The 24,156-nt window shown below is 72.7% G+C and carries 20 protein-coding genes; 11 read left to right on the top strand and 9 right to left on the bottom strand.

The window, feature by feature from the left end; all coding sequences use genetic code 11:
• Window positions 1–256: hypothetical protein (locus HCJ94_RS29610; protein WP_205801124.1), on the bottom strand; the 256-nt coding region annotated here is incomplete at its 3' end.
• Between HCJ94_RS29610 and HCJ94_RS11940 the strand changes: the two genes are divergently transcribed.
• Window positions 255–413 carry a GntR family transcriptional regulator gene (locus HCJ94_RS11940; protein WP_240944160.1) on the top strand — a complete coding sequence of 53 codons (159 nt, stop codon included), beginning with the start codon at window positions 255–257 and terminating at the stop codon, window positions 411–413. The genes HCJ94_RS29610 and HCJ94_RS11940 overlap by 2 nt on opposite strands.
• Window positions 414–474: 61 nt before the next feature.
• On the opposite strand, the gene HCJ94_RS11945 is transcribed toward HCJ94_RS11940, so the two are convergent.
• Window positions 475–1,515 carry a S66 family peptidase gene (locus HCJ94_RS11945; RefSeq protein WP_168001067.1) on the bottom strand — a complete coding sequence of 347 codons (1,041 nt, stop codon included), beginning with the start codon at window positions 1,513–1,515 and terminating at the stop codon, window positions 475–477.
• A gap of 303 nt (window positions 1,516–1,818) precedes the next feature.
• Between HCJ94_RS11945 and ppc the strand changes: the two genes are divergently transcribed.
• Entirely contained in the window at window positions 1,819–4,605 is a 2,787-nt protein-coding gene (gene ppc, locus HCJ94_RS11950; protein WP_168001068.1) for a phosphoenolpyruvate carboxylase, read from the top strand.
• Window positions 4,606–4,632: 27 nt separating this feature from the next.
• Here ppc and HCJ94_RS11955 read toward each other — a convergent pair whose 3' ends face one another.
• The gene (locus HCJ94_RS11955; RefSeq protein WP_168001069.1) at window positions 4,633–5,415 is read right to left on the bottom strand and encodes a hypothetical protein; all 783 of its coding nucleotides are present in this window, start codon (window positions 5,413–5,415) and stop codon (window positions 4,633–4,635) included.
• 53 nt (window positions 5,416–5,468) lie between these two features.
• Between HCJ94_RS11955 and HCJ94_RS11960 the strand changes: the two genes are divergently transcribed.
• From HCJ94_RS11960 to HCJ94_RS11970, 3 genes are all read left to right on the top strand, one after another.
• The gene (locus HCJ94_RS11960; protein WP_168001070.1) at window positions 5,469–6,614 is read left to right on the top strand and encodes a DNA recombination protein RmuC; all 1,146 of its coding nucleotides are present in this window, start codon (window positions 5,469–5,471) and stop codon (window positions 6,612–6,614) included.
• A 176-nt stretch (window positions 6,615–6,790) separates the two neighbouring features.
• On the top strand, window positions 6,791–10,054 hold the full coding sequence (locus HCJ94_RS11965; protein WP_168001071.1) for a S8 family serine peptidase: 3,264 nt from the start codon (window positions 6,791–6,793) through the stop codon (window positions 10,052–10,054).
• A gap of 344 nt (window positions 10,055–10,398) precedes the next feature.
• Window positions 10,399–13,629 (top strand): S8 family serine peptidase, encoded by a 3,231-nt coding sequence (locus HCJ94_RS11970; protein WP_168001072.1) that lies wholly within the window; start codon window positions 10,399–10,401, stop codon window positions 13,627–13,629.
• A 72-nt stretch (window positions 13,630–13,701) separates the two neighbouring features.
• On the opposite strand, the gene HCJ94_RS11975 is transcribed toward HCJ94_RS11970, so the two are convergent.
• The gene (locus HCJ94_RS11975) at window positions 13,702–14,151 is read right to left on the bottom strand and encodes a hypothetical protein (protein ID WP_168001073.1); all 450 of its coding nucleotides are present in this window, start codon (window positions 14,149–14,151) and stop codon (window positions 13,702–13,704) included.
• 41 nt (window positions 14,152–14,192) lie between these two features.
• A complete protein-coding gene (locus HCJ94_RS11980) occupies window positions 14,193–15,182 on the bottom strand; it encodes a 4-hydroxy-3-methylbut-2-enyl diphosphate reductase (protein WP_168001074.1) in 990 nt (329 codons plus the stop codon).
• A gap of 171 nt (window positions 15,183–15,353) precedes the next feature.
• Between HCJ94_RS11980 and xseA the strand changes: the two genes are divergently transcribed.
• Together xseA and HCJ94_RS11990 are read left to right on the top strand one after the other, a co-directional pair.
• On the top strand, window positions 15,354–16,520 hold the full coding sequence (gene xseA, locus HCJ94_RS11985; RefSeq protein WP_373684277.1) for an exodeoxyribonuclease VII large subunit: 1,167 nt from the start codon (window positions 15,354–15,356) through the stop codon (window positions 16,518–16,520).
• 165 nt (window positions 16,521–16,685) lie between these two features.
• Window positions 16,686–16,901, top strand: coding sequence for an exodeoxyribonuclease VII small subunit (locus HCJ94_RS11990; RefSeq protein ID WP_168001076.1), 216 nt, complete (start codon window positions 16,686–16,688; stop codon window positions 16,899–16,901).
• A gap of 61 nt (window positions 16,902–16,962) precedes the next feature.
• On the opposite strand, the gene HCJ94_RS11995 is transcribed toward HCJ94_RS11990, so the two are convergent.
• The 3 genes from HCJ94_RS11995 to HCJ94_RS12005 all read right to left on the bottom strand — a co-directional run bounded on the left by HCJ94_RS11995 (window position 16,963) and on the right by HCJ94_RS12005 (window position 19,694).
• Window positions 16,963–17,805, bottom strand: a complete 843-nt coding sequence (locus HCJ94_RS11995) for a hypothetical protein (protein ID WP_168001077.1) — start codon at window positions 17,803–17,805, stop codon at window positions 16,963–16,965.
• Between the two features lie 272 nt (window positions 17,806–18,077).
• Window positions 18,078–18,884: a hypothetical protein gene (locus HCJ94_RS12000; protein WP_205801125.1), complete on the bottom strand. Its 807-nt coding sequence runs from the start codon at window positions 18,882–18,884 to the stop codon at window positions 18,078–18,080.
• Between the two features lie 96 nt (window positions 18,885–18,980).
• Complete coding sequence (locus tag HCJ94_RS12005) at window positions 18,981–19,694, bottom strand: DUF4245 domain-containing protein (RefSeq protein WP_168001078.1); 714 nt, start codon at window positions 19,692–19,694, stop codon at window positions 18,981–18,983.
• A gap of 157 nt (window positions 19,695–19,851) precedes the next feature.
• On the opposite strand from HCJ94_RS12005, the gene glpX reads away from it, so the two are divergent.
• A complete protein-coding gene (gene glpX, locus HCJ94_RS12010) occupies window positions 19,852–20,883 on the top strand; it encodes a class II fructose-bisphosphatase (RefSeq protein ID WP_168001079.1) in 1,032 nt (343 codons plus the stop codon).
• Entirely contained in the window at window positions 20,880–21,836 is a 957-nt protein-coding gene (locus tag HCJ94_RS12015) for a DMT family transporter (protein WP_168001080.1), read from the top strand. Before glpX ends, HCJ94_RS12015 begins: the two co-directional genes overlap by 4 nt.
• A 17-nt stretch (window positions 21,837–21,853) precedes the next feature.
• Here HCJ94_RS12015 and HCJ94_RS12020 read toward each other — a convergent pair whose 3' ends face one another.
• Complete coding sequence (locus HCJ94_RS12020; protein WP_168001081.1) at window positions 21,854–22,786, bottom strand: NAD-dependent epimerase/dehydratase family protein; 933 nt, start codon at window positions 22,784–22,786, stop codon at window positions 21,854–21,856.
• A gap of 141 nt (window positions 22,787–22,927) precedes the next feature.
• Between HCJ94_RS12020 and HCJ94_RS12025 the strand changes: the two genes are divergently transcribed.
• A complete protein-coding gene (locus tag HCJ94_RS12025; RefSeq protein ID WP_168001082.1) occupies window positions 22,928–23,620 on the top strand; it encodes a TetR/AcrR family transcriptional regulator in 693 nt (230 codons plus the stop codon).
• Window positions 23,621–23,829: 209 nt separating this feature from the next.
• A complete protein-coding gene (locus HCJ94_RS12030) occupies window positions 23,830–24,015 on the top strand; it encodes a hypothetical protein (RefSeq protein WP_168001083.1) in 186 nt (61 codons plus the stop codon).
• Window positions 24,016–24,156 lie beyond the last annotated feature (141 nt).

Here is a 24,156-nt window from a genome sequence, read left to right on the forward strand (position 1 = left end):
CGTCCCCGACACCACGAGTTGCAGGATGTCGTGTGGATCTAAGGGCGAACTGCGCCAGCCCGATCGGACACCGCTCGACTTCGGAACCGGCGGAGAGTTCGAGCAACAGCCCGGCGGGCGGAATCGGACCGACATCCATTCGCCACAACCCGACCCGCGCCTGGAACACTTCGTCGCTTCGGACGGCTGCATCGAGCAGCCGCGACAGGTGCAAGCCATTCGCGCCCTCGCATACCTGCCACGGAAGTCTGCCCATGCCTGCGTACACCAAGAAGCAACAGCTGATCGACACACTGACCAAGCGGATCGAGTCCGGCGAGTACCAACCGGGCGCCAAGCTGCCGTCCGGCACTGAGCTGTGCGCCCAGTTCGGCGTGTACGCCAGGTCGTCCGATCAGCAATCGACTGGCTGAAAGCCCGGGGACTTGTTGAGGGAGCCCCCGGGGCTGGGGTTTTCGTTCGCGAGCCGGGCGGTCAGTAGCGCACCGAGATGCGGCGATCCACCGCGTCGACGCGGACGTCGCCGCCGTACGGGAGGATGAGCTGCGGGTCCGTGTGCCCGATGTCCAGGTCGAACACGACGACCGCGTCCGGGTTGTACGTCGCGAGCGCCCGGGTCACCGCCGCCCGCTGCTCCTCCGCGTACGCGACCTTCTCCGCCGCGCCGAGCGGCCGGCTGAACTCCCACGCCTTCGGCCGCCCGACCAGCACGGCGGGGAACGTACCGAGCAGCCCCCGCTCCCCCAGGTTGCGCAGCATCCGGAAGACCTCGGTGGCCGACGGCAGCTCCTCGGAGGTCTCCAGCACGAAGACCGCCCCGGCCAGGTCCGCCACGGGCGCGACCCGGTCGGCGGCGAGCAGCCAGTGCAGCACCTCCAGGTTCCCGCCCCAGATCCGGCCCTCGACCACCCGCTGCGGCCCGGCCCAGGTCCAGCCCGAACCCGGGAACATCACCGGCTCGCGGTCGAGCGTGGCGGTGTCGTTCCAGTCGTTCGGCTGGTCGCCCCACTCGGTGGCCGGGGTCAGGTCGTACCAGTCGGAGGTGAAGAGCGCGGCGCGCAGCGAGTCGAACGTGAGCGGGTGCGCAGCCCCGGACCGGCCGAGGTGCACCAGCACCGACCCGCCGTGGTAGCTGACGATGCCCAACCGGTGCAGGTGGTTCAGCATGTTGGTGTTGTCCGAGTAGCCGAAGTACGGCTTCGGGTTCGCCCGCAGCACCGCGTCGTCGAGGTGCGGCGTGACCGTGATCAGGTCCTCCCCGCCGACGGTGGCCAGCACGGCGGTGACCGTGGGGTCGGCGAAGGCGGCGGTCAGGTCCCGCGCCCGGTCGCGCGTGTCGGCGCCCATGACGCGCGTCGTCGGGTACTCGACCGGTTCCAGGCCGAGGTCGTCGCGCAGCCGGCGCAGACCCAGCTCGTACACCTCGGGGAAGAGGCCCGGCAGACCGGCGGACGGGGAGACGACCGCGACCCGGTCACCGGGGCGCGGCTTCGGCGGATAGCGCAACGTCGGCATGATCCGCACGGTACCGACGCACGCCAGTGGATATCCGCGTCGGCGACGGGGCGAAACGGCATGACACGTTCGAACCGGACCCTAGGCTGGCGGAGTGATCGGCGACACCCTCCTCCACCGCCACGGCCGGCACACCCTGCCGTCGCACCGGCCGGGAGCAGCGCGAACGCCTGAGGTGTCAGGAACGGAGCCTTCCACAACAGAAGGCGTTGACGAGGGGCCCCTCCTTACACCCCGGTCCGCGCGGATACGATCCAGGGAGTCGGACAGCGCTGTCCTTCGTACTCACGTAAGGAGCGCACCGTGACCGACCAGCACGACCACGACGGCCCCGACGCCGCGCTGCGCGCCGACATCCGCCGCCTCGGCACCCTGCTCGGGCAGACCCTCGCCCGCCAGGAGGGCCGCCCCCTGCTCGACCTCGTCGAGGACATCCGCGCCCAGGTCCGCACCGACGCCCCCGCCGCCGCGCAGCGGCTCGCCGGGCTGGACGTCACCACGGGCACGAAGCTGGCCCGCGCCTTCTCCACGTACTTCCACCTGGCCAACATCACCGAGCAGGTCCACCGCGCCCGTGACCTGCGCCGTCGCCGCGCGATCCAGGGCGGCTGGCTGGACCAGGCGGCCAAGATGATCGCCGAGCGCGGGGTGCCCGCCGAGGAGATCGCCGCGGTGGCGCGCCGCCTCGCGGTCCGCCCGGTCTTCACCGCCCACCCCACCGAGGCCGCCCGCCGGTCGATCCTGTCGAAGCTCCGCGCGATCGCCGACGAGCTGGACACCGAGACCACCAACGCGATCCTGTACGGGGCCAGCGACGAGGGCCCGGCCAACCGCCGCCTCGCCGAGCTGCTCGACCTCATGTGGCAGACCGACGAGCTGCGGCTGGACCGGCCGGACCCGACCGACGAGGCGCGCAACGCCATCTACTACCTGCGCGACCTGTACGCCGAGGCGGCGCCGCAGGTGCTCGACGACCTCGCCGACACGCTCCGCACGCTCGGGGTGGAGACCTCGCCGACCGCCCGGCCGCTGACGTTCGGCACCTGGATCGGCGGCGACCGGGACGGCAACCCGTTCGTCACCCCGACGGTGACCCGCGAAGTGCTGATCATCCAGCACGAGCACGGCATCGCGGCCACCGAGAAGGCGATGGACCAGCTCATCAACGAGGTGTCGGTCTCCCGCCGGCTGCGCGGCGTCTCGCTGGACCTCTCCGCCAGCCTCGCCGCCGACCTCGACGCGCTGCCCGAGGTGGCACCGCGGTTCCGCCGGGTCAACGCCGAGGAGCCGTACCGGCTGAAGGCCCGCTGCGTGAAGGCGAAGCTCGCCAACACCCGGCAGCGGCTGCGGCAGGGCACCGCCCACGTGCCGGGGCGGGACTACCGCGGGTCCGGCGAGCTGATCGCCGACCTGGAGCTGCTGCGCGCCTCGCTGGCCCGCAACTCCGGCCAGCTCACCGCCGTGGGCCGGCTCGCGTCGACCATCCGTACGGTGTCCGCGTTCGGCCTGCACCTCGCGACCATGGACGTCCGCGAGCACGCCGAGAAGCACCACGAGGTGCTGGCGCAGCTGTACGGCGCGGTGGGCGAGGTGGAGGACTACCCGTCGCTGAGCCGGCTGGAGCGCACCAAGCTGCTCGCCGACGAGCTGACCGGTCGCCGGCCGCTGTCCACCCTCGACACGCCGCTCACCGAGTCGGCCCGCAAGACGTTCGACGTGTTCGGCACGATCCGGGAGGCGCAGGACCGGTTCGGCGCCGAGGTGATCGAGTCGTACATCATCTCGATGACCCTCGGCGTGGACGACGTGCTCGCCGCGGTCGTGCTGGCCCGCGAGGCCGGCCTGATCGACGTGCACAGCGGGCGTGCGCGCATCGGCTTCGTGCCGCTGCTGGAGACCCCCACCGAGCTGAACGCCGGCGGTGAGCTGCTGGACGAGCTGCTGTCGCTGCCGGCGTACCGGGCGCTGGTCGCGGCCCGCGGTGACGTGCAGGAGGTGATGCTGGGCTACTCCGACTCCAACAAGGAGGCCGGCATCACCACCAGCCAGTGGTCCATCCACCGGGCGCAGCGCGCGCTGCGTGACGTCGCCGCCCGGCACGGCGTGCACCTGCGGCTCTTCCACGGTCGCGGCGGCACGGTCGGCCGGGGCGGCGGGCCCACGCACGACGCGATCCTGGCGCAGCCGTACGGGACGCTGGACGGCGCGATCAAGGTGACCGAGCAGGGCGAGGTGATCTCGGACAAGTACACGCTGCCCGCGCTGGCCCGGGAGAACCTGGAGCTGACCATGGCCGCCGTGCTCCAGGCGACGCTGCTGCACACCGCGCCCCGGCAGCCCGCCGAGATGCTGGAGCGCTGGGACGCGACGATGGACGTGGTCAGCGGGGCGGCGTTCCGGTCGTACCGGTCGCTCGTGGAGGACCCGGACCTGCCCGCGTACTTCTGGGCTTCCACCCCCACCGAGCTGCTCGGCGCGCTGAACATCGGCTCCCGGCCGGCGAAGCGGCCGAACACGGGGGCCGGGCTCGCGGGCCTGCGGGCCATCCCGTGGGTGTTCGGCTGGACGCAGACCCGGCAGATCGTCCCCGGCTGGTTCGGGGTGGGCAGCGGCCTCGCCGCCGCCCGGGAGGCCGGCCACGCCGACGTGCTCGCCGAGATGCACCGCAGCTGGCACTTCTTCCGGACGTTCCTGTCGAACGTCGAGATGATGCTGACCAAGACCGACCTGACGATCGCCCGCCGGTACGTGGAGACGCTGGTGCCGAAGAAGCTGCACCCGATCTTCCACAAGATCGAGCAGGAGTATGAGCTGACCAAGCGGGAGGTCCTCGCGGTGACCGCCTCGCCCGCCCTGCTGGAGAGTTCACCGGTGCTCCAGCGGACCCTCGCGGTACGGGACACCTACCTGGAGCCGCTGCACCACCTCCAGGTGGCGCTGCTCCGGCAGTACCGGGAGTCCGGCGCGGCGGGCCGGGCGCTGGCCACCGCGCCGGGCGGCCGGCGCGCGCCGAGCGACGGCACCGCGCTGGAGCGGGCCCTGCTCACCACGGTCAACGGCATCGCCGCCGGCATGCGCAACACCGGCTGAGGTACGGGGACGGGGGCCGGCGGCTCCTCAGAAGTCGCCGCCCCCGAAGTCGCCCCCGCCGAAGTCGCCGCCCCCGAAGTCTCCTCCGCCGAAGTCACCGGCGCCCTCGCCACCGACGTCGCCCTGGTCGCCGACGTCACCCTGGTCGCCGTAGTCGGCGCCGTCCTGGAAACCCTCCTCGTAGCCGTACCCGGGATCGCCCCACATCGGGGAGAAGAGCGCGTCGGCGATCAGCAGGCCGCCGACCACGCCCGCGCCGGCGCCCAGCGCCGTCTTCCACCACGGCGTCGAGTACCAGCCGGCCGGCACCGGCCGGCCCTGGAACCGCCCGCCCGGGTAGTAGTAGGGGGTGTCCCGGCCCGGCTGCGGGCCGGCCTTGAACGTCTGCCCCTGGACGTCCACCTCGCGCTCCCGGGTGAGCTGCCCGGTGCCCCGGGCCGCGGCGAGCGGCGGCAGGTCCGGCCCCGGGTCGATGCCCATCGCGGTACGGGCCGCCCGGATGTACGCCAGGCCCTCCAGCGCGGTCTCCCGGGCGAGCGCGAACTGGTGCGGCGTCCGCGCCTGCTCCAGCTGGGAGCCGGCGGCGTTGTACCGCTCCCCTGCGTCCGCGAGGGCCTGCCGGACCGCGGGCTCCTCCCCGTGGAGGTTCATCAACTGACCCCCGAGGCGCTCGTACCAGCGCTGCGCCTCCGCCCGCGCGTCGGCCAGTTCGTCGCCGCGACGGGCGCCGCTCTGAGCGCGGGCTACCGCGAGGGCGATCACCGCGCCGAGAACCACGATGCCGAGACACAGCAGAAGTTCCAGGTCCATGACGGGTACCTACCCACGCGCGCCCCGTCGTACCCGTTTGGCAAGCTCGCGGCATGGACTTCTCGACGCTGGCCGTGGTGGTCGTCTGCCTCGCCGCGGGTGGCGCGGTGGGCTGGTACGCCGCCCGCGTCCGGTCCGCCACCGAGATCGCCCGGCTGGAGGCCACCCTCGCGGCCACCCGGGAGGGCGAGGGCCGCCTGGAGCAGTCCATGCGCGCGCTCAGCTACGAGGCCACCGCCCAGTCCCAGGAGGCGGTGGCCCGCGCGGTGGCGCCCCTGCACGAAACCCTGCGGCGGTACGAGCTGCGCGTCGCCGAGCTGGAACGCGACCGGGTCGACGCGTACGCCGAGCTGCGCGAGCAGGTCCGCACGATGAGCACGGTCTCCGGTGAGCTGCGCACGGAGACCAAGCAGCTCGTGGCGGCACTGCGGGCACCCCAGGTGCGGGGCCGGTGGGGCGAGCACCAGCTGCGTCGCATCGTCGAGGCGGCCGGCATGCTGGAGCACTGCGACTTCGCCGAGCAGGTCACCGCCGCGACCGACCACCAGGGCGTCCGGCCCGACCTGGTGGTGCGCCTGCACGGCGGCCGGTCGGTGGTGGTCGACGCGAAGGCGCCGTTCGAGGCGTACCTGACCGCGATGGAGGCGCGCGACGAGCGTGGCCGCGACGCCCACCTCGACGCGCACGCGAAACACGTGCGGGCCCACGTGGACGCGCTGGCCGCCAAGTCGTACTGGGCGGCGTTCGACCAGGCGCCCGAGTTCGTGGTGCTGTTCGTGCCGGCCGACCCGTTCCTCGACGTCGCGTTGCAGCGCGACCCCACGCTGCTGGAGCACGCGTTCGCCCGCAACGTGGTGCTCGCGACGCCGGCCACCCTGGTCGCGCTGCTGCGCACGGTCGCCTACTCGTGGCGGCAGGAGGCGCTGGCCCGCAACGCGGTGGCGGTGCACTCCCTCGCCCGTGAGCTGTACGGGCGGCTGTCCACACTCGGCGACCATGTCGGGAAGTTGGGGGCGTCGCTCGGCGGGGCGGTCACCGCGTACAACCGGGCGGTGGGCTCGCTGGAGGCGCGGGTGCTGGTCAGCGCCCGCAAGCTCGCCGAGTTGGGCGTCTCCGACGACGAGCTGGCCACGCCGACGCAGGTCGAGATCACTCCGCGGCAGCCCCAGGCACCGGAGCTGCTGGAGCCGGGATCCTGAGTGGACGTTCACCGTCCGTCCACACCCGGCGGTGGATGTGACAATGCGTGTCCACGCATGTCACGAGATGGTCACAACGAACTCGGCGGTAGTGACACCGGACATCGATACCCCGAAGGATTTCGCTCACGCGTGCCCTGCATCTGAGAGGGCCCTGTTCTCTGGAGGAAGAGAACGTGAGCAAACCCCGAAACCTGAGCCGGCGTACCTCCGCCGCGCTCTTCGCGTCGGTCATGGCGGCCAGTGCCGTGACCGTCGCGGGCGGTGCCACCGCAAGCGCCGCACCCGCCGCACCCAGCACCGCACCGGCAACCCCCGTCGAGGCGCTGGGCTCACACGACGCCAAGCTGCTCGCCGAGGCGGAGGCCAAGAAGGCCGCCACTGTCACCCTGATCGTCGCGACCGAGAAGGGCGCGGCGAAGGACGTCGCCGACGACCTGAAGGGTCTCGGCGCGGCCGTCACCGAGCGGTACGACACGATCGGCTACGTCCTGGCCAAGGTGCCCACCGACCGGGTGGTCAAGGCCGCGACGCTGCCCGGCGTCTCCGCGGTCGACCTGGACGAGACGATCCAGCGTCCCGACCCGAAGCCGGAGGCGGCGCCGTCCGGCCAGAAGACCGCCAGGCAGGGCGCGACGCTGAGCGGTCCGGGCGCCGACACCCGTGCCGCCAACCCGTACATGCCGACCAACGAGACCGGCGCGGTCCGGTTCGTCGACGAGCACCCGGAGTGGGACGGGCGCGGCGTCACGATCGGCATCATGGACTCCGGCGTGGACCTGGAGCACCCGGCGCTCCAGGCGACCACCACCGGTGAGCGCAAGATCGTCGACTGGGTCACCGCGACGGACCCGTTCGAGGACGCGACCTGGCGTCCGATGATCGCCGAGGTGACCGGCCCGACGTTCAGCGCGGCGGGTGCCACCTGGACCGCTCCGGCGGGCACCTACCGGTTCAACCGGTTCAGCGAGTCCGTCACCAACAACAGCGAGCCGGGCGGTGACGTCAACCGCGACGGCGACCGGACCGACGCCTTTGGCATCCTCTTCGACCCGGCCACCAACAACATCTGGGTCGACACCGACCAGGACAACGACTTCACCGACGAGGCCGTCATGCGGCCGTACAAGGAGAAGTTCGACATCGGCCACTTCGGCACCGACGACCCGGCGACGGCGGTCAAGGAGCGGATGTCGTTCGTGGTCGAGTACCGCAAGGGCGTGGACACCGCCCCGGTCGGCGGCCCCGGCCTGGTCGACTACGTGAACATCGGCATCATCGAGAGCGCGCACGGCACCCACGTCGCCGGCATCACCGCCGCCAACGACATGCTGGGCAACGACGCGTTCGACGGTGCCGCCCCCGGCGCCAAACTGGTCTCCGCCCGGGCCTGCTCGTGGGGTGGCGGCTGCACGTACGCCGCCCTCACCACCGGCATGGCCGACCTGGTCATCAACCGTGGCGTCGACGTCATCAACATGTCGATCGGCGGCCTGCCCGCGCTGAACGACGGCAACAACGCCCGCGCCGAGCTGTACAACAACCTGATCACCACCTACGGCGTGCAGATGTTCATCTCGGCCGGCAACTCCGGCCCGGGCCTGAACACCATCGGCGACCCGTCCGCGTCGGCCAACGTGGTCAGCGTCGCTGCCAGCATCAGCAAGGACACCTGGTTGGCGAACTACGGCTCGGTCGTGAAGACGAAGAACGCGCTGTTCAACTTCTCCTCGCGGGGCCCGCGCGAGGACGGCGGCGCCAAGCCGAACATCGCCGCGCCGGGTTCGGCCATCTCCACCACCCCGGTCTGGCAGGCCGGCAGCCCGGTCCCCGAGGCCGGTTACGCCCTCCCGCCGGGCTACGGGATGTTCAACGGCACCTCGATGGCCTCCCCGCAGGCCGCCGGCGCCGCGGCGCTGCTGCTGTCGGCAGCCAGGGCGACCGACAGGGGCGTCACGCCGGCGATGCTGCGACGGGCGATCTACAGCTCCGCCAAGCCGATCGCCGGCGTCCCGACGTACGGCCAGGGCTACGGCATGTTCGACGTGCCGGGTGCGTGGAAGCTGCTGCGCAAGGGTGTGGAGACCCGCTCGTACACCTCCGACGCCCCGGTCTGCACGGTGCTCTCCGGTCAGCTCGGCACCCCGAACCGGGGCACCGGCGTCTACAACCGCTGCGGCTCGGCCGACGGCGGGCACAAGGTCGGCCAGTCGAAGACCTACCAGGTCGAGCTGACCCGCACCAGCGGCCCGGCCGGCACCGTGAAGCACAACGTCGGGCTGCGGGGCAACGACGGCACGTTCTCCGCGCCGAAGACCGTCGCCCTGCCGCTGAACAGGACGGTCACCGTCGCGGTCACCGCCAGGCCGAGGACCGCCGGCGCGCACGGCACGATCGTGACCATCGACGACCCGGCGACCACCGGGATCGACTTCGAGGTGTCCGCCGTGGTGGTGGCCTCGAACGACGTCCGGAAGCCGGAGTTCTCGTTCACGGCGGAGGGCTCGGTCGACCGGAACGGCTTCACGTCGTACTTCGTGACGGTGCCGCCGGGCGCCGGGGCGCTGCAGGTGAACCTCTCGGGCATCGCGACCGGCTCGCACACCCGGTTCATCGCCTTCAACCCGTACGGCGTGCCGGTGGAGAGCACCTCCAGCCTGAACTGCTACACCAACTTCTCGAACGCCGCCACCTGCAAGCCGCAGGAGCGGGACTACCAGAACCCAGTCCCGGGTGTCTGGGAGATCGAGGTGGAGTCCCGACGCACCTCGCCGTCGCTGAACAACCCGTTCCAGCTCCAGGCACGGGTCCAGGGCGTCGCGGTCGAGCCGGCCGTGGTCGAGCTGCCGGCGGTCGACGCCGGTACGGCGACCCCGGTGACCTGGTCGCTGAAGAACAACTTCGGCCCGGTCGCGGTGACCGGCCAGGGCGGTCCGCTGTCCAGCGTCCACGCCGAGCGGCCGACCATCGTCGAGCTGGCTCAGCAGGAGTTCACGGTCGAGGTGCCGGCGGGCGCGACCAGCTTCACCGCCCGCATCGGCAACCCGTCGAACGCCAGCGCCGACCTCGACCTGTACGTCTATCGGGGCACCACCCTGGTCGGGCAGCAGGCCGACGGCGACTCGGAGGAGGCGGTGACCGTCGCCAACCCGGTGGCGGGCACGTACCGGATCGTCGTGGACGCGTACGCGGTGGACGGGGCCGGTGGCAGCACCGCCTACGACTACCGGGACTCGTTCTCCGCCCCCGCGCTCGGCACCCTGTCGGCGTCGGCCACCCCGCTCACCCTGGGGCACGGGGCGACCGGCACCCTGTCGGGCACCGTGACCGCCCAGTCCACCCCGGCCGCCGGCCGGGAGCTCTACGGTGAGCTGGCCGTGGTGACGTCGGAGGGCGCGGTCGTCGGTCGCGGCGCCGTCTCCATCGGTGCCGTGAACTGATCCACCGGTAGCACCGCAGGAGCCCGTCCCCGCCCGGGGGCGGGCTCCTGTACGTCCTACCGGCCCGCCCTCTCGGTGACCGGCCGCCGTGCCCGCAACCGAGGGTCCAGACAGGTCATCGGCCGTCCGGGTGGCCGCTGATGGCCGATCGACGCATCGTTATGCCTATTCATCGTTGTCGCTGAGCAAGTATTCGCGTCATTGTTACGGAGGCGCCGGTCACACGTAACGCCAGCGTCACAGCAATCGCTGGGAGGAGTGACGGCGTGAGCTGGCTCACGGACGTCGCCGGGCATGTCCCTGAACCCCCCAGGGTCCCCCTCGCTCTCCTCGGAGGAAGAGACGTGAAGAAACCCCGCAGTCGGCGCGGCCGCACCACGGCCGCGCTCCTGGCGTCGGCGGTCACCGCCGGCGCCCTGACCCTGACGGCGGTGGCCAACCCGGCCGCCGCCGGCCAGTCCACCGACGTCGGCGCCCTGAAGGCCGCCACCGCCGGGTGGAGTCCCGCCGACCTGGACCGCCTGGCCGAGGCCCGGGCCAAGGGCGACAAGACCGTCACCCTGCTCATCGCCGCGAAGGCGGGGCAGGCCCGCACCGTCGCCGACGGTCTCACCGGCCTCGGCGCCGAGATCGGCTACCGCGACGACGACCTCGGCTACCTGCGGGTACGCGTCGCGGTCGACCGTGCCGAGCAGGTCGCGAAGCTGACGGGCGTGCAGACGGTGGAGGTCGACGCCGTCGTCGAGCTGCCCGACCCGCGACCGGACGGCAGCGAGGCACCCGCCCCGCAGCCCGCGCCCGGCGCCGGCACCCCCGCCGACAACCCGTACATGCCGATCCGGGACACCGGCGCGGCGGGCTTCACCGCCGCGAACCCTGCCCGGGACGGCCGCGGGACCACCGTGGCGATCATCGACACCGGCGTCGACCTGGCCCACCCGGCGCTCCAGACGACCACCACCGGCGAGCGCAAGATCGTCGACTGGGTCACCGCGACGCACCCGACCGACGACAGTGACCCCACCTGGGTCAGCATGGCCACGAACGTCGCCGGTTCGACCTTTACCGCGGGCGGGCGGAGCTGGACCGCCCCGGGCAACGGCTCGTACCACTTCGGCACGTTCAACGAGCGCCACCCCAACCTCGGCGGCGAGGTGGGCAGCGACGTCAACCGCGACGGCAACCCGGCCGGCAGCAGCGGCGTCTTCGGTGTGCTGTGGGACGGCGAGTCGACCGTCTGGGTCGACACCGACCAGGACGGCTCCTTCGCCGACCAGTCGGCGATGACCGACTACAAGGTCCGCAACGACGTGGGCGCCTTCGGCACCGACAACCCGGCGACCGCCGTCGCCGAGTCGATGCCGTTCGTGGTGCAGATCGACGGCAAGGGCAAGTTCGTCAACGTCGGCATCGTCTCCGGCGCGCACGGTTCGCACGTCGCCGGCATCGTGGCCGCCAACGGCATGTTCGGTGGCGCGATGACCGGCGCCGCCCCCGGCGCCAAACTCGTCTCCGTCCGGGTCTGCCTCTTCGTGGCCGGCTGCACCTCGCACGCCATGATCGAAGGCATGATCTACGCGGCCAAGCAGGCCGACGTGGACGTCATCAACATGTCGATCGGCGGGCTCCCGGCCCTGAACGACGGCAACAACACCCGCGCGGCCCTCTACAACCGGCTCATCGAGCAGTACGGCGTGCAGATGTTCTTCTCGGCCGGCAACAGCGGGCCGGGCACGAACACCGTCGGCGACCCGTCGGTGGCGGAGAAGGTGGTGAGCGTCGGTTCGTACATCACCGACGACACCTGGCTGTCGAACTACGGCTCCAAGTCGCCGTACGCGGAGAGCCTGCACTACTACAGCTCGCGCGGCCCGCGCGAGGACGGCGGCTTCAAGCCCAACGTGATCGCGCCGGGTTCGGCGATCTCGACGGTGCCCACCTGGCAGGCGGGCGGGCCGGTCCCCGGCACGTACGCGCTGCCGCCGGGGTACGCCATGTTCAACGGCACCTCGATGGCCGCTCCCCAGGCCGCCGGTGCCGGTGCGCTGCTCGTCGGCGCCGCCAAGGCGGACGGGGTCCAGGCCCAGCCGGCCCAGCTCCGCCAGGCCCTCATGTCCTCGGCGCGGTTCATCGACAACACCGGGGCGTACGAGCAGGGCGCCGGCCTGATCAACGTGCCGGCGGCGTACGAGCTGCTACGCACCAACATCAAGACGGTCGACATCACCTCGTCCGTGGCGGTCAACACCGTCCTCTCCGGGTTCCTCGCCACGCCCGGCAAGGGCGTGGGCATCTACGACCGCGAGGGCGTGACGGCCGGTAAGGCGTACACCCGGACCTACACCTTCACCCGCACCAGCGGTGGGTCGAAGGCGATCACCTACAACCTGTCCTGGGTGGGCAACGACGGCACGTTCTCGGCGCCGGCGTCGGTCTCGCTGCCGCTGAACAAGCCGGTCACCGTGACCGTACAGATCAACCCGGCGAGCCCGGGCGCCCACTCGGCGGTCCTGCGGCTCGACGACCCGGCCACCGCCGGCGTCGACCACCAGACGATGAACACGGTCATCGCCCCGCACACCTTCGAGGCCTCGGCCAACTACCAGGTGACGGTGGAGGGCAAGGTCGGGCGCAACCAGTCGCTGCACTACTACGTCCGGGTGCCGACCGGCACCCCGGCGCTGAAGGTGGACTTCGCCGGGCCGACCGGTGCGGCGGGTACGGGCCAGGCCCGATTCCTGCGCTACCACCCGTACGGCCTGGGGATCGACAACAACGCGTCGACCTCCTGCTACGTCCCGACCGCCGGCGCCTGTGCCACCGGGTCGCCGAACAGCCGGACGGCGTCCGACCCGATGGCCGGCGTCTGGGAGATCACGGTCGACGCGCGGCGTACCTCGGACGCGGAGTGGACCCCGTTCACCCTGACCGCCTCGGTCCTCGGGGCCACCGTCACGCCGAACCCCGACGTGATCGAGTCGGCGACGGTGGACGCGCCGGTGTCCCGGTCGTACACCCTGACCAGCACGCTGGGTTCGTTCACCGGCCGGGCGACCGGCACCACGCTGGGCAGCGCCCGGCAGGGTCCGTTCACCATCGCCAACCACGAGGTGCAGGAGTACGACCTGACGGTCACCCCGGGCTCGACCCAGCTGCGGGCGACCATCGGTGGCACCTCCGACCCGGGTGCCGACCTCGACCTGTTCCTGTTCAACTGCACCTCGGGCACCTGCGTGCCGGCCGGGCAGAGCGCGGACGGCGACTCGGAGGAGTCGGTGACCGTGAACAACCCGGCGGCGGGTGCCTGGAAGGTGCGGGTCGACGGGTACGCGGTGCCGACCGGTTCGACGTCGTACAAGTACATCGACGTCTTCGCCAACCCGGCCTTCGGGTCGGTGGCGGTGACGGACGCCGACGCGCCGCGGGCCACCGGTGCCACCTGGACCGTGCCGGGCACGGTCACCGCAAAGGCGGCTCCGGCGAGCGGCCGGGTGCTCTACGGCAACGTCCAGGTCCGCACCGACGCGAACATCCTGATCGGTAGCGGGGACGTGGTGATCCGCTCGGTCGGCTGACGCCGTCCCGCGGAACGCGGAGGCCCGCTCCCCGTGGGGAGCGGGCCTCCTGCGTCTACGGGTCGACCACCGTCAGCCCTTGCGCGCCGCGGTCTCCACCAGGAACGGGATGCCCTGCTGGCAGGTGGTCATCATGTCGGGCTGGATCTTGCCGGTCACCGTCACGGTCGCGCCGGCGGTGATCACGTCCCGCGGCCCGCCGATCAGCAGGTACCCGTCGAGCAGCAGGCAGCCGGGCTCGACACCGGACTCGACCGTCCCGGTCAACGTGGCGGCCCCGACCGGCGGTGGCTTCGTCGGCCCGCCCGGCCGCTTGGGGCTCACCGTCGGGACCGGCTGCGTGGGGGCGGCCGGCGAGGTGGGCGGGACAGCACCGGGGGTGGTCGGCTCCGGGATCGGCGAGTCGGTCACGGGCGATGCTCCCGTCGGGGTGGGGGTGCCGTCGCCCGTACCCTGTCCGCCGCAGGCGGCGAGCGCCAGGCAGACGGCCAGCGCCGGGACGGCGAGCCGAGTGGTCCTCATACCGATCTCTGACGTACCGGAGGCGCCGGCCGTTCCGTCGGTCAGGCCCGGGCCGCCGCGGCGGCCTTGATGTCCCGCTTGAGCTCCTGCGGCAGCGAGAAGGTCAGCCGCTCGTTGGCGGTCACGACCTCCTCGACGTCGGCGAAGCCGCGCGCGGCGAGGTGGGCCAGCACGTCCTGGACCAGCTCCTCCGGGACGCTGGCGCCCGACGTCAGGCCGACCGTCGTCGCGCCCTCCAGCCAGGCGTCGTCGATCTCGTGCGCGAAGTCGACCAGGTGACCGGCGCGGGCGCCGGCGTCGAGGGCCACCTCGACCAGGCGGACCGAGTTGGACGAGTTCGTCGAGCCGACGACGATCACGACGTCGCAGTCCGGCGCGATCTCCTTGACGACGTGCTGCCGGTTGCTGGTCGCGTAGCAGATGTCGTCGCTCGGCGGGGACTGGAGCATCGGCAGCCGCTTCTTCAGGCGCGCCACCGTCTCCATCGTCTCGTCCACGGACAGCGTGGTCTGCGAGAGCCACACGACCTTGTTCGGGTCACGGACGGTGACCCGGTCGGCGCCCTCCGGCCCGTCGACCAGCTGGATGTGCTCGGGGGCCTCGCCGGAGGTGCCGATGACCTCCTCGTGCCCCTCGTGGCCGATCAGCAGGATGTCGTAGTCCTCGGCGGCGAACCGCTTCGCCTCCTGGTGCACCTTCGTGACCAGCGGGCACGTCGCGTCGATCGCCTTCAGCGAGCGCGCCTTCGCCTGCTCGTACACCTCGGGGGCGACGCCGTGCGCGGAGAAGACGACGGTGGCGCCCTCCGGCACCTCCTCGTTCTCCTCCACGAAGATCGCGCCCTGGGCCTCCAGTGTGCGCACCACGTGCTTGTTGTGCACGATCTGCTTGCGCACGTAGATCGGCGCGCCGTAGAGCTTGAGCGCCTCCTCGACAGTCTGCACCGCCCGGTCGACGCCCGCGCAGTAGCCGCGGGGCTTCGCCAGGATCACGCGCTTGCCGGTCCGGGACGTCGCTTCAACCTCAGTCACCCGCCCATCGTACGTGCCGGCTACTCGACCGGCAGCGGCTGCGACCCGTACCACAGCCGCACCACGGGCCCAGCGCCCGATCCGCCTGTCGGGAGTGGGAACTAGGGTGGGCGGGTGAGTACGGGAGCCGAGATTCCGCGGAGCAGTTCCGAGGAGCCGTGGCCGGTCCGGGTGGTCAGCCAGAAGATCGGCGCCTGGATCGCCCGGCTGGGCTGGGTGTGGGTGGACGGGCAGGTCGCGCAGATCAGCCGCCGCCCCGGGGCCAGCACCGTCTTCCTCACCCTGCGGGACCCGTCCGCCGACCTCAGCCTGACCGTCACCACCAACCGGGACGTCCTGGACTCCGGCGCGCCGGAGCTGCACGAGGGCGCCCGCGTGGTGCTGCACGCCAAGCCCGAGTTCTACGCCGCCCGGGGCACTCTGAGCCTGCGCGCCGACGAGATCCGCCAGGTGGGGCTCGGCGAGCTGCTGGCCCGGCTGGAGAAGCTGAAGAAGCTGCTGGCCGCCGAGGGGCTCTTCGACCGGGCGCGCAAGCGCCGCCCGCCGTTCCTGCCCAACCGGATCGGGCTGATCACCGGGCGGGCGAGCGCCGCCGAGCGGGACGTGCTCACCAACGCCCGCCGGCGCTGGCCGGCGGTGGCGTTCCGCACGGTCAACGTGGCCGTGCAGGGGCCGAGCGCCGTGCCGCAGATCGTCGACGCGCTCAAGGTGCTGGACGCCGATCCGAGCATCGACGTGATCGTCATCGCCCGGGGCGGCGGCAGCATCGAGGACCTGCTGCCCTTCTCCGACGAGGCGCTGTGCCGGGCGGTGTTCGCCTGCCGTACGCCGGTCGTCAGCGCGATCGGCCACGAGACCGACGCGCCGCTGCTCGACTACGTCGCCGACGTCCGCGCCTCCACCCCGACCGACGCGGCCAAGCGCGTGGTTCCCGATCTCGCCGAGGAGGTACGCCTCATCGGGCAGGCCCGGTCCCGGCTGGAGCGGGCGGTCCGCAACCTCGTCGACCGGGAGTCGCATCGCCTCGACCTGCTCCGGTCGCGGCCGGTGCTGGCCCGACCGCAGGTGATGGTCGACCAGCGGGCGACCGACGTGACCGGGCTGCGCCAGCGGGCGCTGCGCTGCCTCGACCACCGGCTGACCGCCGCCGACGACGACCTGCGGCACACGCTGGCCCGCCTGCGCGCGCTCTCCCCCGCCGCCACCCTCGACCGCGGGTACGCCATCGTGCAGCGGGCCGACGGCCACGTCGTCCGCGCGGCGTCCGAGGTCGCCAAGGGGGATCCGCTGCGGGTACGCCTCGCCGACGGCGAGCTGGCCGCGACCGTGGACGGCTGACCAGCGCCGGTCCGGCGGCCATGATCCTGCTCGAACCCGGAAGTAGTGCGCTCCTGCCGTGTGCCGTGCGGAGGCCACTACTTCATCGTCGGAGCGCGATCATGTTGGAGGACGGGGGGACTACGGTCCTCGGCGGTGTCGGGACGGTGTGGTGGGATGGGCTCGATGAGCGAGGAAACCAAGGAAGAGCGGCTCAGCTACGAGCAGGCCCGCGCCGAGCTGGCGTCGGTGGTCGAGCGGCTGGAGGCCGGCGGCACCACGTTGGAGGAGTCGCTGGCGCTCTGGGAGCGCGGCGAGAAGCTGGCCGGCATCTGCCAGGCGTGGCTGGACGGCGCCCGCGCCCGCCTCGACGCCGCCCGCCAGGAGGCCGCCGAATCCTGACCGTCCCGGTCGGCAGACGCGAGGGCGCCCCCGGCGCGGCGGCCGGAGGCGCCCCGGCGCGTCACTTGAACAGGTTGTAGAACTCGGCGGGCGCCTCGACCACCTGGTCGGCCGGCGGCTGCTGGGCCGGCGTGGCGTTGCCGTAGTCGGAGTAGGTCATCCGGATCTCCTGCGCGGGCGACTGGCCGGCGGCCGGGATCTGGAGGACCAGTTCATTGAGCCGGCCCTGGGGGTCCAGCTTCGCTGTGAAGGGCACGGTACGCGCCTGCGGACCGAGCGCGGTGATCACGGCGGGGTCGACGGACCCGGCGTCGGCGGCCTTCGACACGTCCAGCGTGCCGGCGTACGCGCCCTCGCCGGTCTTCCGTACCTCGGTGACGCCCTGGGTGAGCACCGCGCTGCCGGCCGGGTCGACCTGGTCGAAGTCGAAGGCCAGGTTCCGGTTCCCCTGGATCCGGGTCTGGTCGAGGTGCTGGTACTTGCCGAGGTTGAGCTTCTGCACGCCGGGCACGCTGGTGGCGGTGCGGCCGGCGAGATCAAGCTTCACCCAGCTGTCCGGCTTGATGTGGACGAGGTCGAGGGTCATCGACAGGTCATCGGTCGGCTTGCCGAGCACCACCTTCATCTGCGCGCTCTGGCTGGGCTCGTGCACCTGCCCCTCCGCGGTGGAGCCGCCGCCGGACATGGTGAAGCGGAAGTTGCCGTTGCTGATCTCCCGCGTCGAGTCCAGCAGCGCCTGCTTGGCGTCCGAGGGGACGCCGGTGGCGGGCGCCGATCCCGACGCGGTGGCCGAGGGCGTGGCGGACGAGCCGGCCTGCGGGGTGCCGTCGGCGTTGCAGGCGGCGAGACCGGGTGCGAACAACGCGGCGGCCACCAGGCCGGCGCTCAGGCGTCGAACAGTCATTCGTGTCTCCCAGGTGGGTCACCCGGCACGCCTCGCGGCGGCCGGTACCGGGCGGCGCGCCACCACCGGCCGCGCCGCGCGAGCCATTCCGGCTGCCGGAGCCGGTCAGGTCGCATCCCTGTCTGTTCCCTGCCGTCGCGTCACGCAATCACCGGTGTCTCCGGATCCCCCGGACGGACGACCCGGCCGGAGAACGCCGAACGGGCCTGCGTCGACGCATCACTGTGACGCCGACACAGGCCCGCGAGGGCGGCGGGAGCCGCCGGACCGTCCTACTGGAACATCTGGTAGGTCTCGTCGCTCGCCTCGATGACCTGGTCCGCCGGAGGCTTCTGGGCAGCGCTGGCCGAGCCGTAGTCGGCGTAGGTGACCTTGATGTCGTGCGCCTTGGACTCGCCGGCCGCCGGCACGGAGACCACCAGCTCGGTGAGCCGGCCCTCCGCGTCCAGCTTCGCGGTGAAGGGCAGCGCCTTGGCCTTGTCGCCCAAGGCCTTGACCAGGTCGGCGTCCAGGGCGTCCGCGTCGCTGACGGCGGAGGCGTCCAACTTGCCGGTGTACGTGCCCTCGCCCGTCTTCTGGACGTCGGTGACGGCCTTGACCAGCGCGTCCGCGCCGGCCGGGTCCACGTCCTCCTCCAGGTTGATGCCGAGGGAGTCCGAGTCCTTGACCTTGGACTGGTCGAGGTGCTGGTACTTGTCCTTCATCTTCGCCAGGGCGGGCACGCTGTCGGCCAGGGCGCCGAAGTCGGCCTTCACCCAGCTCTCCGGCGCGATGTGGATCAGGTCCACACTGAAGGAGGTGCCTGAGCCGTCATCGAAGTTGAGCTTCATCGTGGCGCTGTTGCTCGGCTTGTGCACCAGGCCCTGACCGGTCAGCCCGTCCCCGGCGATCGTGAAGGTGAAGTTGCCCTTCTCGATCTCCTTGGTCGAGGCGAGGAGCGCCTCCTTCGGGTCGGCCGGCACAGCCGCGCTGGCGGCGGCGGTCGGCTCGGTGGAACCGGAGTTGCAGGCGGCCAGGCCGGGGACGAACAGGGTGGCGGCGAGGACGCCGACGCTCCACCGTCGAATGTTCACAGTCATCTCTCTTCGAAACAGGACGTCACCCGGCGTGACGAATCCGCCGGGCATCGAGCCGGGGCAGACTAGCCGATCCCACCCACGCGTGGGGGACACGGCTCAGCCCAGCGACCCGGCCAGCGCCCGCAGCTCGTTGTCCCGCGCGTCACCGACGACGATCACCGTGCGGGCCGGTTCCAGCAGCACCAGTGCCTGCTCGTTGCCCCGGGCCGTGTACCGCTGCCAGGTGCGCCCCCTGAGGTCCGCCTGCCCCTGGGGCTGCCCCTGGTCGGTCAGCTCGGTGGGCAGCAGCCGCTCCGCCGGCACGCTGCTCTGCACCACCTGGACGCCCCGCCCCTCCGGCGTCAGGTAACCCAGGCGCAGCGTCGCCCCGCCCTCGACCTGTTGGAAGGAGGCGTTGACCGTGCGCCATCCCGCACCCAGGCCCTCCGGTTGGCTGACCGGGAAGGCGTTCGCCGCCCGCGCCGAGGCGAGCGCGGGTGCCGGGTCGACCACGGTGGGCTGGTCGCCGCCGAGGAACCCCCGGTAGAAGGCGAGCAGCAGGGCGATGGGGATCAGGAGCACGAGCAGCGAGATCGCCATGTCCTTCGGTGAGCGCTCCGAGCGACGCGCGTCGGCGGCCGGTGGCGGGGCCGGAAGTTCCCCGGTCTCCGCCGCGCCGACGGTGGGCGGCGCCGCCGGGCGGCCGGCGGGCTCGACCAGGGCCGGCTCCCCCGGCGGTACGGCGCCGGCGGGTGCGGGATCGACCGGCGGCTGGCCCTCCGGAGGGGTCCGGTCGGCGGGTACGCGGTCGGCAGGCTGTGCGGGTTCCACCCCGACATCTTCGCAGCCGCCCGACGAGACGTATCCGACCCATCACCGCCCCGCCACCACGCGCCGCCCGGGATCGTGTGAGGATCAGCCACAAAGCCGGCAGCGGCGACGCCGCACCCTGCCGGTCCACCCCGCACCGTCGCGAGGAGGAGCCGTCATGACGAACACCAGGACGCGGACCCCACAGAACCTCGACCGCAACCTCGCCCTCGACCTGGTCCGGGTCACCGAGGCCGCGGCGATGGCCGCCGGCCGCTGGGTCGGCCGGGGCGACAAGGAGGGCGGCGACGGGGCCGCCGTCGACGCCATGCGCAAGCTGATCAACTCGATCCCGATGCGCGGCGTCGTGGTGATCGGCGAGGGCGAGAAGGACAACGCCCCGATGCTCTTCAACGGCGAGGAGGTCGGTGACGGCACCGGCCCGGAGGTCGACGTCGCGGTCGACCCCATCGACGGCACCACGCTGATGAGCAAGGGCATGCCGAACGCCCTGGCCGTGCTGGCGGTGGCCGAGCGCGGCGCGATGTTCGACCCCAGCGCCGTCTTCTACATGGAGAAGCTCGCGGTCGGCCCGATGTACGCCGACGTGGTGGATATCAACGCCGGCGTCGCGGACAACCTGCGGCGCATCGCCAAGGTCAAGGGCACGGACGTCTCCGAGGTCACGGTCTGCGTCCTGGACCGGCCCCGCCACGACGACCTGGTCGCCCAGATCCGGCGCACCGGGGCGGGCATCCGCTTCATCTCCGACGGTGACATCGCGGGCGCCATCGCCGCCGCCCGCGGCGAGTCCGACGTCGACGTGCTGATGGGCATCGGCGGTACGCCCGAGGGGATCACCGCCGCCTGCGCCCTCAAGTGCATGGGCGGCGTGATGCAGGCCAAGCTGTGGCCGCGGGACGACGAGGAGCGGGAGAAGGCCCTCGCGGCCGGGCACGACCTGGACCGGGTGCTCACCACCGACGACCTGGTGACCGGTGACAACTGCTTCTTCGTCGCCACCGGGGTCACCTCCGGCGACCTGCTGCGCGGCGTGCGGTACAAGGCGGGCGGGGCGTACACGCAGTCGATCGTCATGCGGTCCAAGAGCGGCACGATCCGGGTGATCGACTCGTACCACCGGCTGGAGAAGCTGGCGCTGTACTCGGCGGTGGACTTCGACGGCCGCCCCCTGGCCGAGCAGGAGTGAGCGCCGCCGGGACGCTGGTCCGGCCGACCCCGTCGGCGACCCGCCGGATCGCCGGCGTGGGCCTCGCGACCGCCTCCGGGCTGGCCGTGGCCGTGCAGTCCCGGATCAACGGCGAGTTGGGCGTACGCCTGGCCGACGGGATCGCCGCGGCGGTGATCTCGTTCGGCGGGGGCCTGCTGGTGCTGCTGGTGCTGGTCCCCGCCACCCCGCGCGGGCGGCGGGGGCTCGCCGCCCTACGCGGGGCGCTCGCGGCGCGGACGCTGCGTCCGTGGCAGTGCCTCGGCGGGGTGTGCGGGGCGTTCCTGGTGGCGACCCAGGGCCTCACGATCGGCACCCTCGGCGTCGCCGTCTTCACCGTGGCGGTGGTCGCCGGCCAGTCCGGCAGCAGCCTCGCGGTCGACCGGGCCGGCCTCGGCCCGACCGGACGGCAGCCGGTGACCGCCCGGCGCCTGGCCGGAGCGCTGCTCACCGTGGTCGCGGTCGTGCTGGCGGTCGGCGACCGGCTCGGCGACCCCGACGCCCTGGCGCTGGCTCCGCTCCCGCTGCTCGCCGGGGTGGCCATCGCCTGGCAGCAGGCGGTGAACGGGCGGGTCAGCCGGGCGGCCGGCAGCGCGCTGACCGCCACGCTGGTCAACTTCACCGTCGGCACGGTCGCCCTGCTGGCCGTGTTCGCGGTCGACGTGGCGGTACGCGGCCGTCCCGCCGGCGCGCTGCCCACCGAGCCGTGGCTGTACCTGGGCGGCCTGATCGGGATCGTCTTCATCGCGGTCGCCGCCGCCATCGTCCGCTTCACCGGTGTCCTGCTGCTCGGCCTGGCCACCATCGCCGGCCAGGTGGTCGGTGCGGTCGCGCTGGACCTGGCCCTGCCGACCGCGGCCTCGCACCCGGGCCCGACCACCCTGCTCGGCGCGGCGCTGACCCTGGTCGCCGTCCTCATCGCCGCCAAGCGGTAAGGGCCTCTCCTAGGGCCCTAACGCTCGGCGGCGCTCACCCGAAGCGCGCCGATGGTCTCGGCGAGGGCCTCGTCGAGCGGGGTCGGCGCGATCCCGAACGCCCGCTCGGCGGCCGTCGAGTCCATCACGTACGGGCGGTCGAACTGGTACGCCGTCTCCCGCAGTTCCCGGGCGAACGGGTTGACCAGCCCGCCCAGCCAGACCGCCGCGTACGGCAGGCGGGTCATTCTCGGTGCGCGTGCGCCGGCCAGCGTCGCGGCACGGGTGGCCAGCTCGCGCACGGTGACCGCGGGCGGGCTCGGCACGTGCCAGGCACGCCCCCAGGCTCGCTCGTCCGTGGCGGCGGCGACCACGGTGCGGGCCACGTCGCCCACGTACGTGAAGGTGTGCGGGACGTCGAGGTCGGCCGGGACGACCACCCGGCGGCCGGCCAGCACGGCCGGCAGCACGATCGTGGTGAGGGACGTGGTGCCGGCGCCGAGGTAGTCGGAGCCGCGGACCTCGGTCACCCGGACCCGGCCCGCCTCGTGGGCGGCCAGCGCGTCGGCCCACATCCGGTTGCGGACCCGTCCCTTGGTGCCGGTCGCCGCGAGCGGGGTGGCCTCGGTCATCGGCCCGTCGACCGGGCCGTACCCGTAGAGGTTGCCGACCGTGGCGAGCACGGCACCGCTGCGCCCGGCGGCGCTGAGCAGGGCGGCGGAGAGCGGCGGCCAGTCGATCGGCCACCGGTGGTACGCGGGGTTGGCGCAGTTGTAGAGGGCGGCAGCGCCCGTGGTCAGGGCGGTGAGGCGGTCGGCGTCGGTGGCGTCGGCGGCGACCCGCTCGACGGCCGGGTGCTCGGGGCCGGCGCCCCGGCGGCTCACCACCCGCACCCGTTCGCCGCGCTCGGCGAGCAGGCGGGCGGTGGCGGTGCCGACGGGTCCGGCGCCGACGATCACGTGCAGCGACATCAGGGGTCACCTTTCGAAGCGGGGATCCAGTCCGAGAGCACTGCTCTCGGCGACGCGTCCAGCATGCCGCACCTGACGACAACCGTCAAGAGCGGTGCTCTCGGTTTTGATTGGCGCTCTCACTCGTGGCAGAGTGGGCCCATGGTCGCCAACACCTTCCGGGCCCGGGTGCGCGCCGGGATGATCGAGGAGATCAAGTCCGTGGCCCGCCGCCACCTGGCCACGGACGGGGCCAACCTGTCGCTGCGGGCGGTCGCCCGGGACCTCGGCATGGTCTCGTCAGCGATCTACCGCTACTTCCCGAGCCGGGACGACCTGCTCACCGCGCTCATCCTCGAGGCGTACGAGGCACTCGGCGACGCGGTGGAGGCGGCGGACGCCGCCGCCGACCCGGCCGACCTGCGCGGCCGCTGGCACGCGGTGTGCCGGGCGGCCCGGAGCTGGGCGCTCGCCCACCCGGCCGAGTACGCGCTGCTCTACGGCAGCCCGGTCCCCGGCTACGCGGCGCCCGACACCACGGTCGAGCCGGCGCAACGCCCCCCGGTGACCCTGGTCGGCATCCTGCGGGACGGGCTGGCCGCCGGCCAGCTCACCCCGCCGCCGGCCGACGAGCTGCCCGAGCCGGTCCGTGCCGACCTGGCCGAGATCGCGGCGGCGTACTTCCCGGGGCTGCCGGAGGCGCTGCTCGCCCGCGGCATGGCCGGGTGGACGCAGCTCTTCGGGCTGATCAGCTTCGAACTGTTCGGCCGGATCAACCGCGCCCTGCCACACCGGGACGAGTACTTCGACCACCAGACCGGCCTGATGGCCGACCTCATCGGCCTGCCGCACTGAGCGACGCGGGACCCGCCCGTCCTCACGCCCGCACGGGCGGGTACGGCGGGTTCGTCGCCGGAGTCCGCGCCGGATCGGCGAGCCGGGCCGGCCCGGTCCCATCCGGCGGTGTCGTCCTCCCAGTCGACCTGGAGGGAACCCACCCGCTCCCACCGGCCGTCCGGGTGCCGGAACGCGAACCCGTCCCAGCCGTTGGCGACGAGGACGCCGTGCCACCGTCGGTGCCGAACACGACCAGTTCCCGCGAGGAGAAGTGGCGGTCGACGTCCCCGGGCTCCGGGTACCGGCGGGCCAGCGCCTCCCGCTGCGCCTCCGGCACCTCCCACGAGGTGCGCGAGGAGCGTCCGCCGTCGTCGCTCTCCTCCACCCTCAGCCGGCCGGCCACCACCCGGTAGCACCGGTCACCCGCCGGCGTGCACCCCTGCTTCCGCGGGTACCCCGCAGTGGACCTGAGGCGGCGGAACTCGTCGGGCTCGGCCGAGCGCCACGTGTGGCCCCCGTCGCCGCTGAGCCACCACGCCCCCTCGTCGGGCCCC

Source organism: Micromonospora thermarum (genome assembly GCF_012034245.1).
In the GTDB taxonomy this organism is placed as follows: domain Bacteria; phylum Actinomycetota; class Actinomycetes; order Mycobacteriales; family Micromonosporaceae; genus Micromonospora; species Micromonospora thermarum.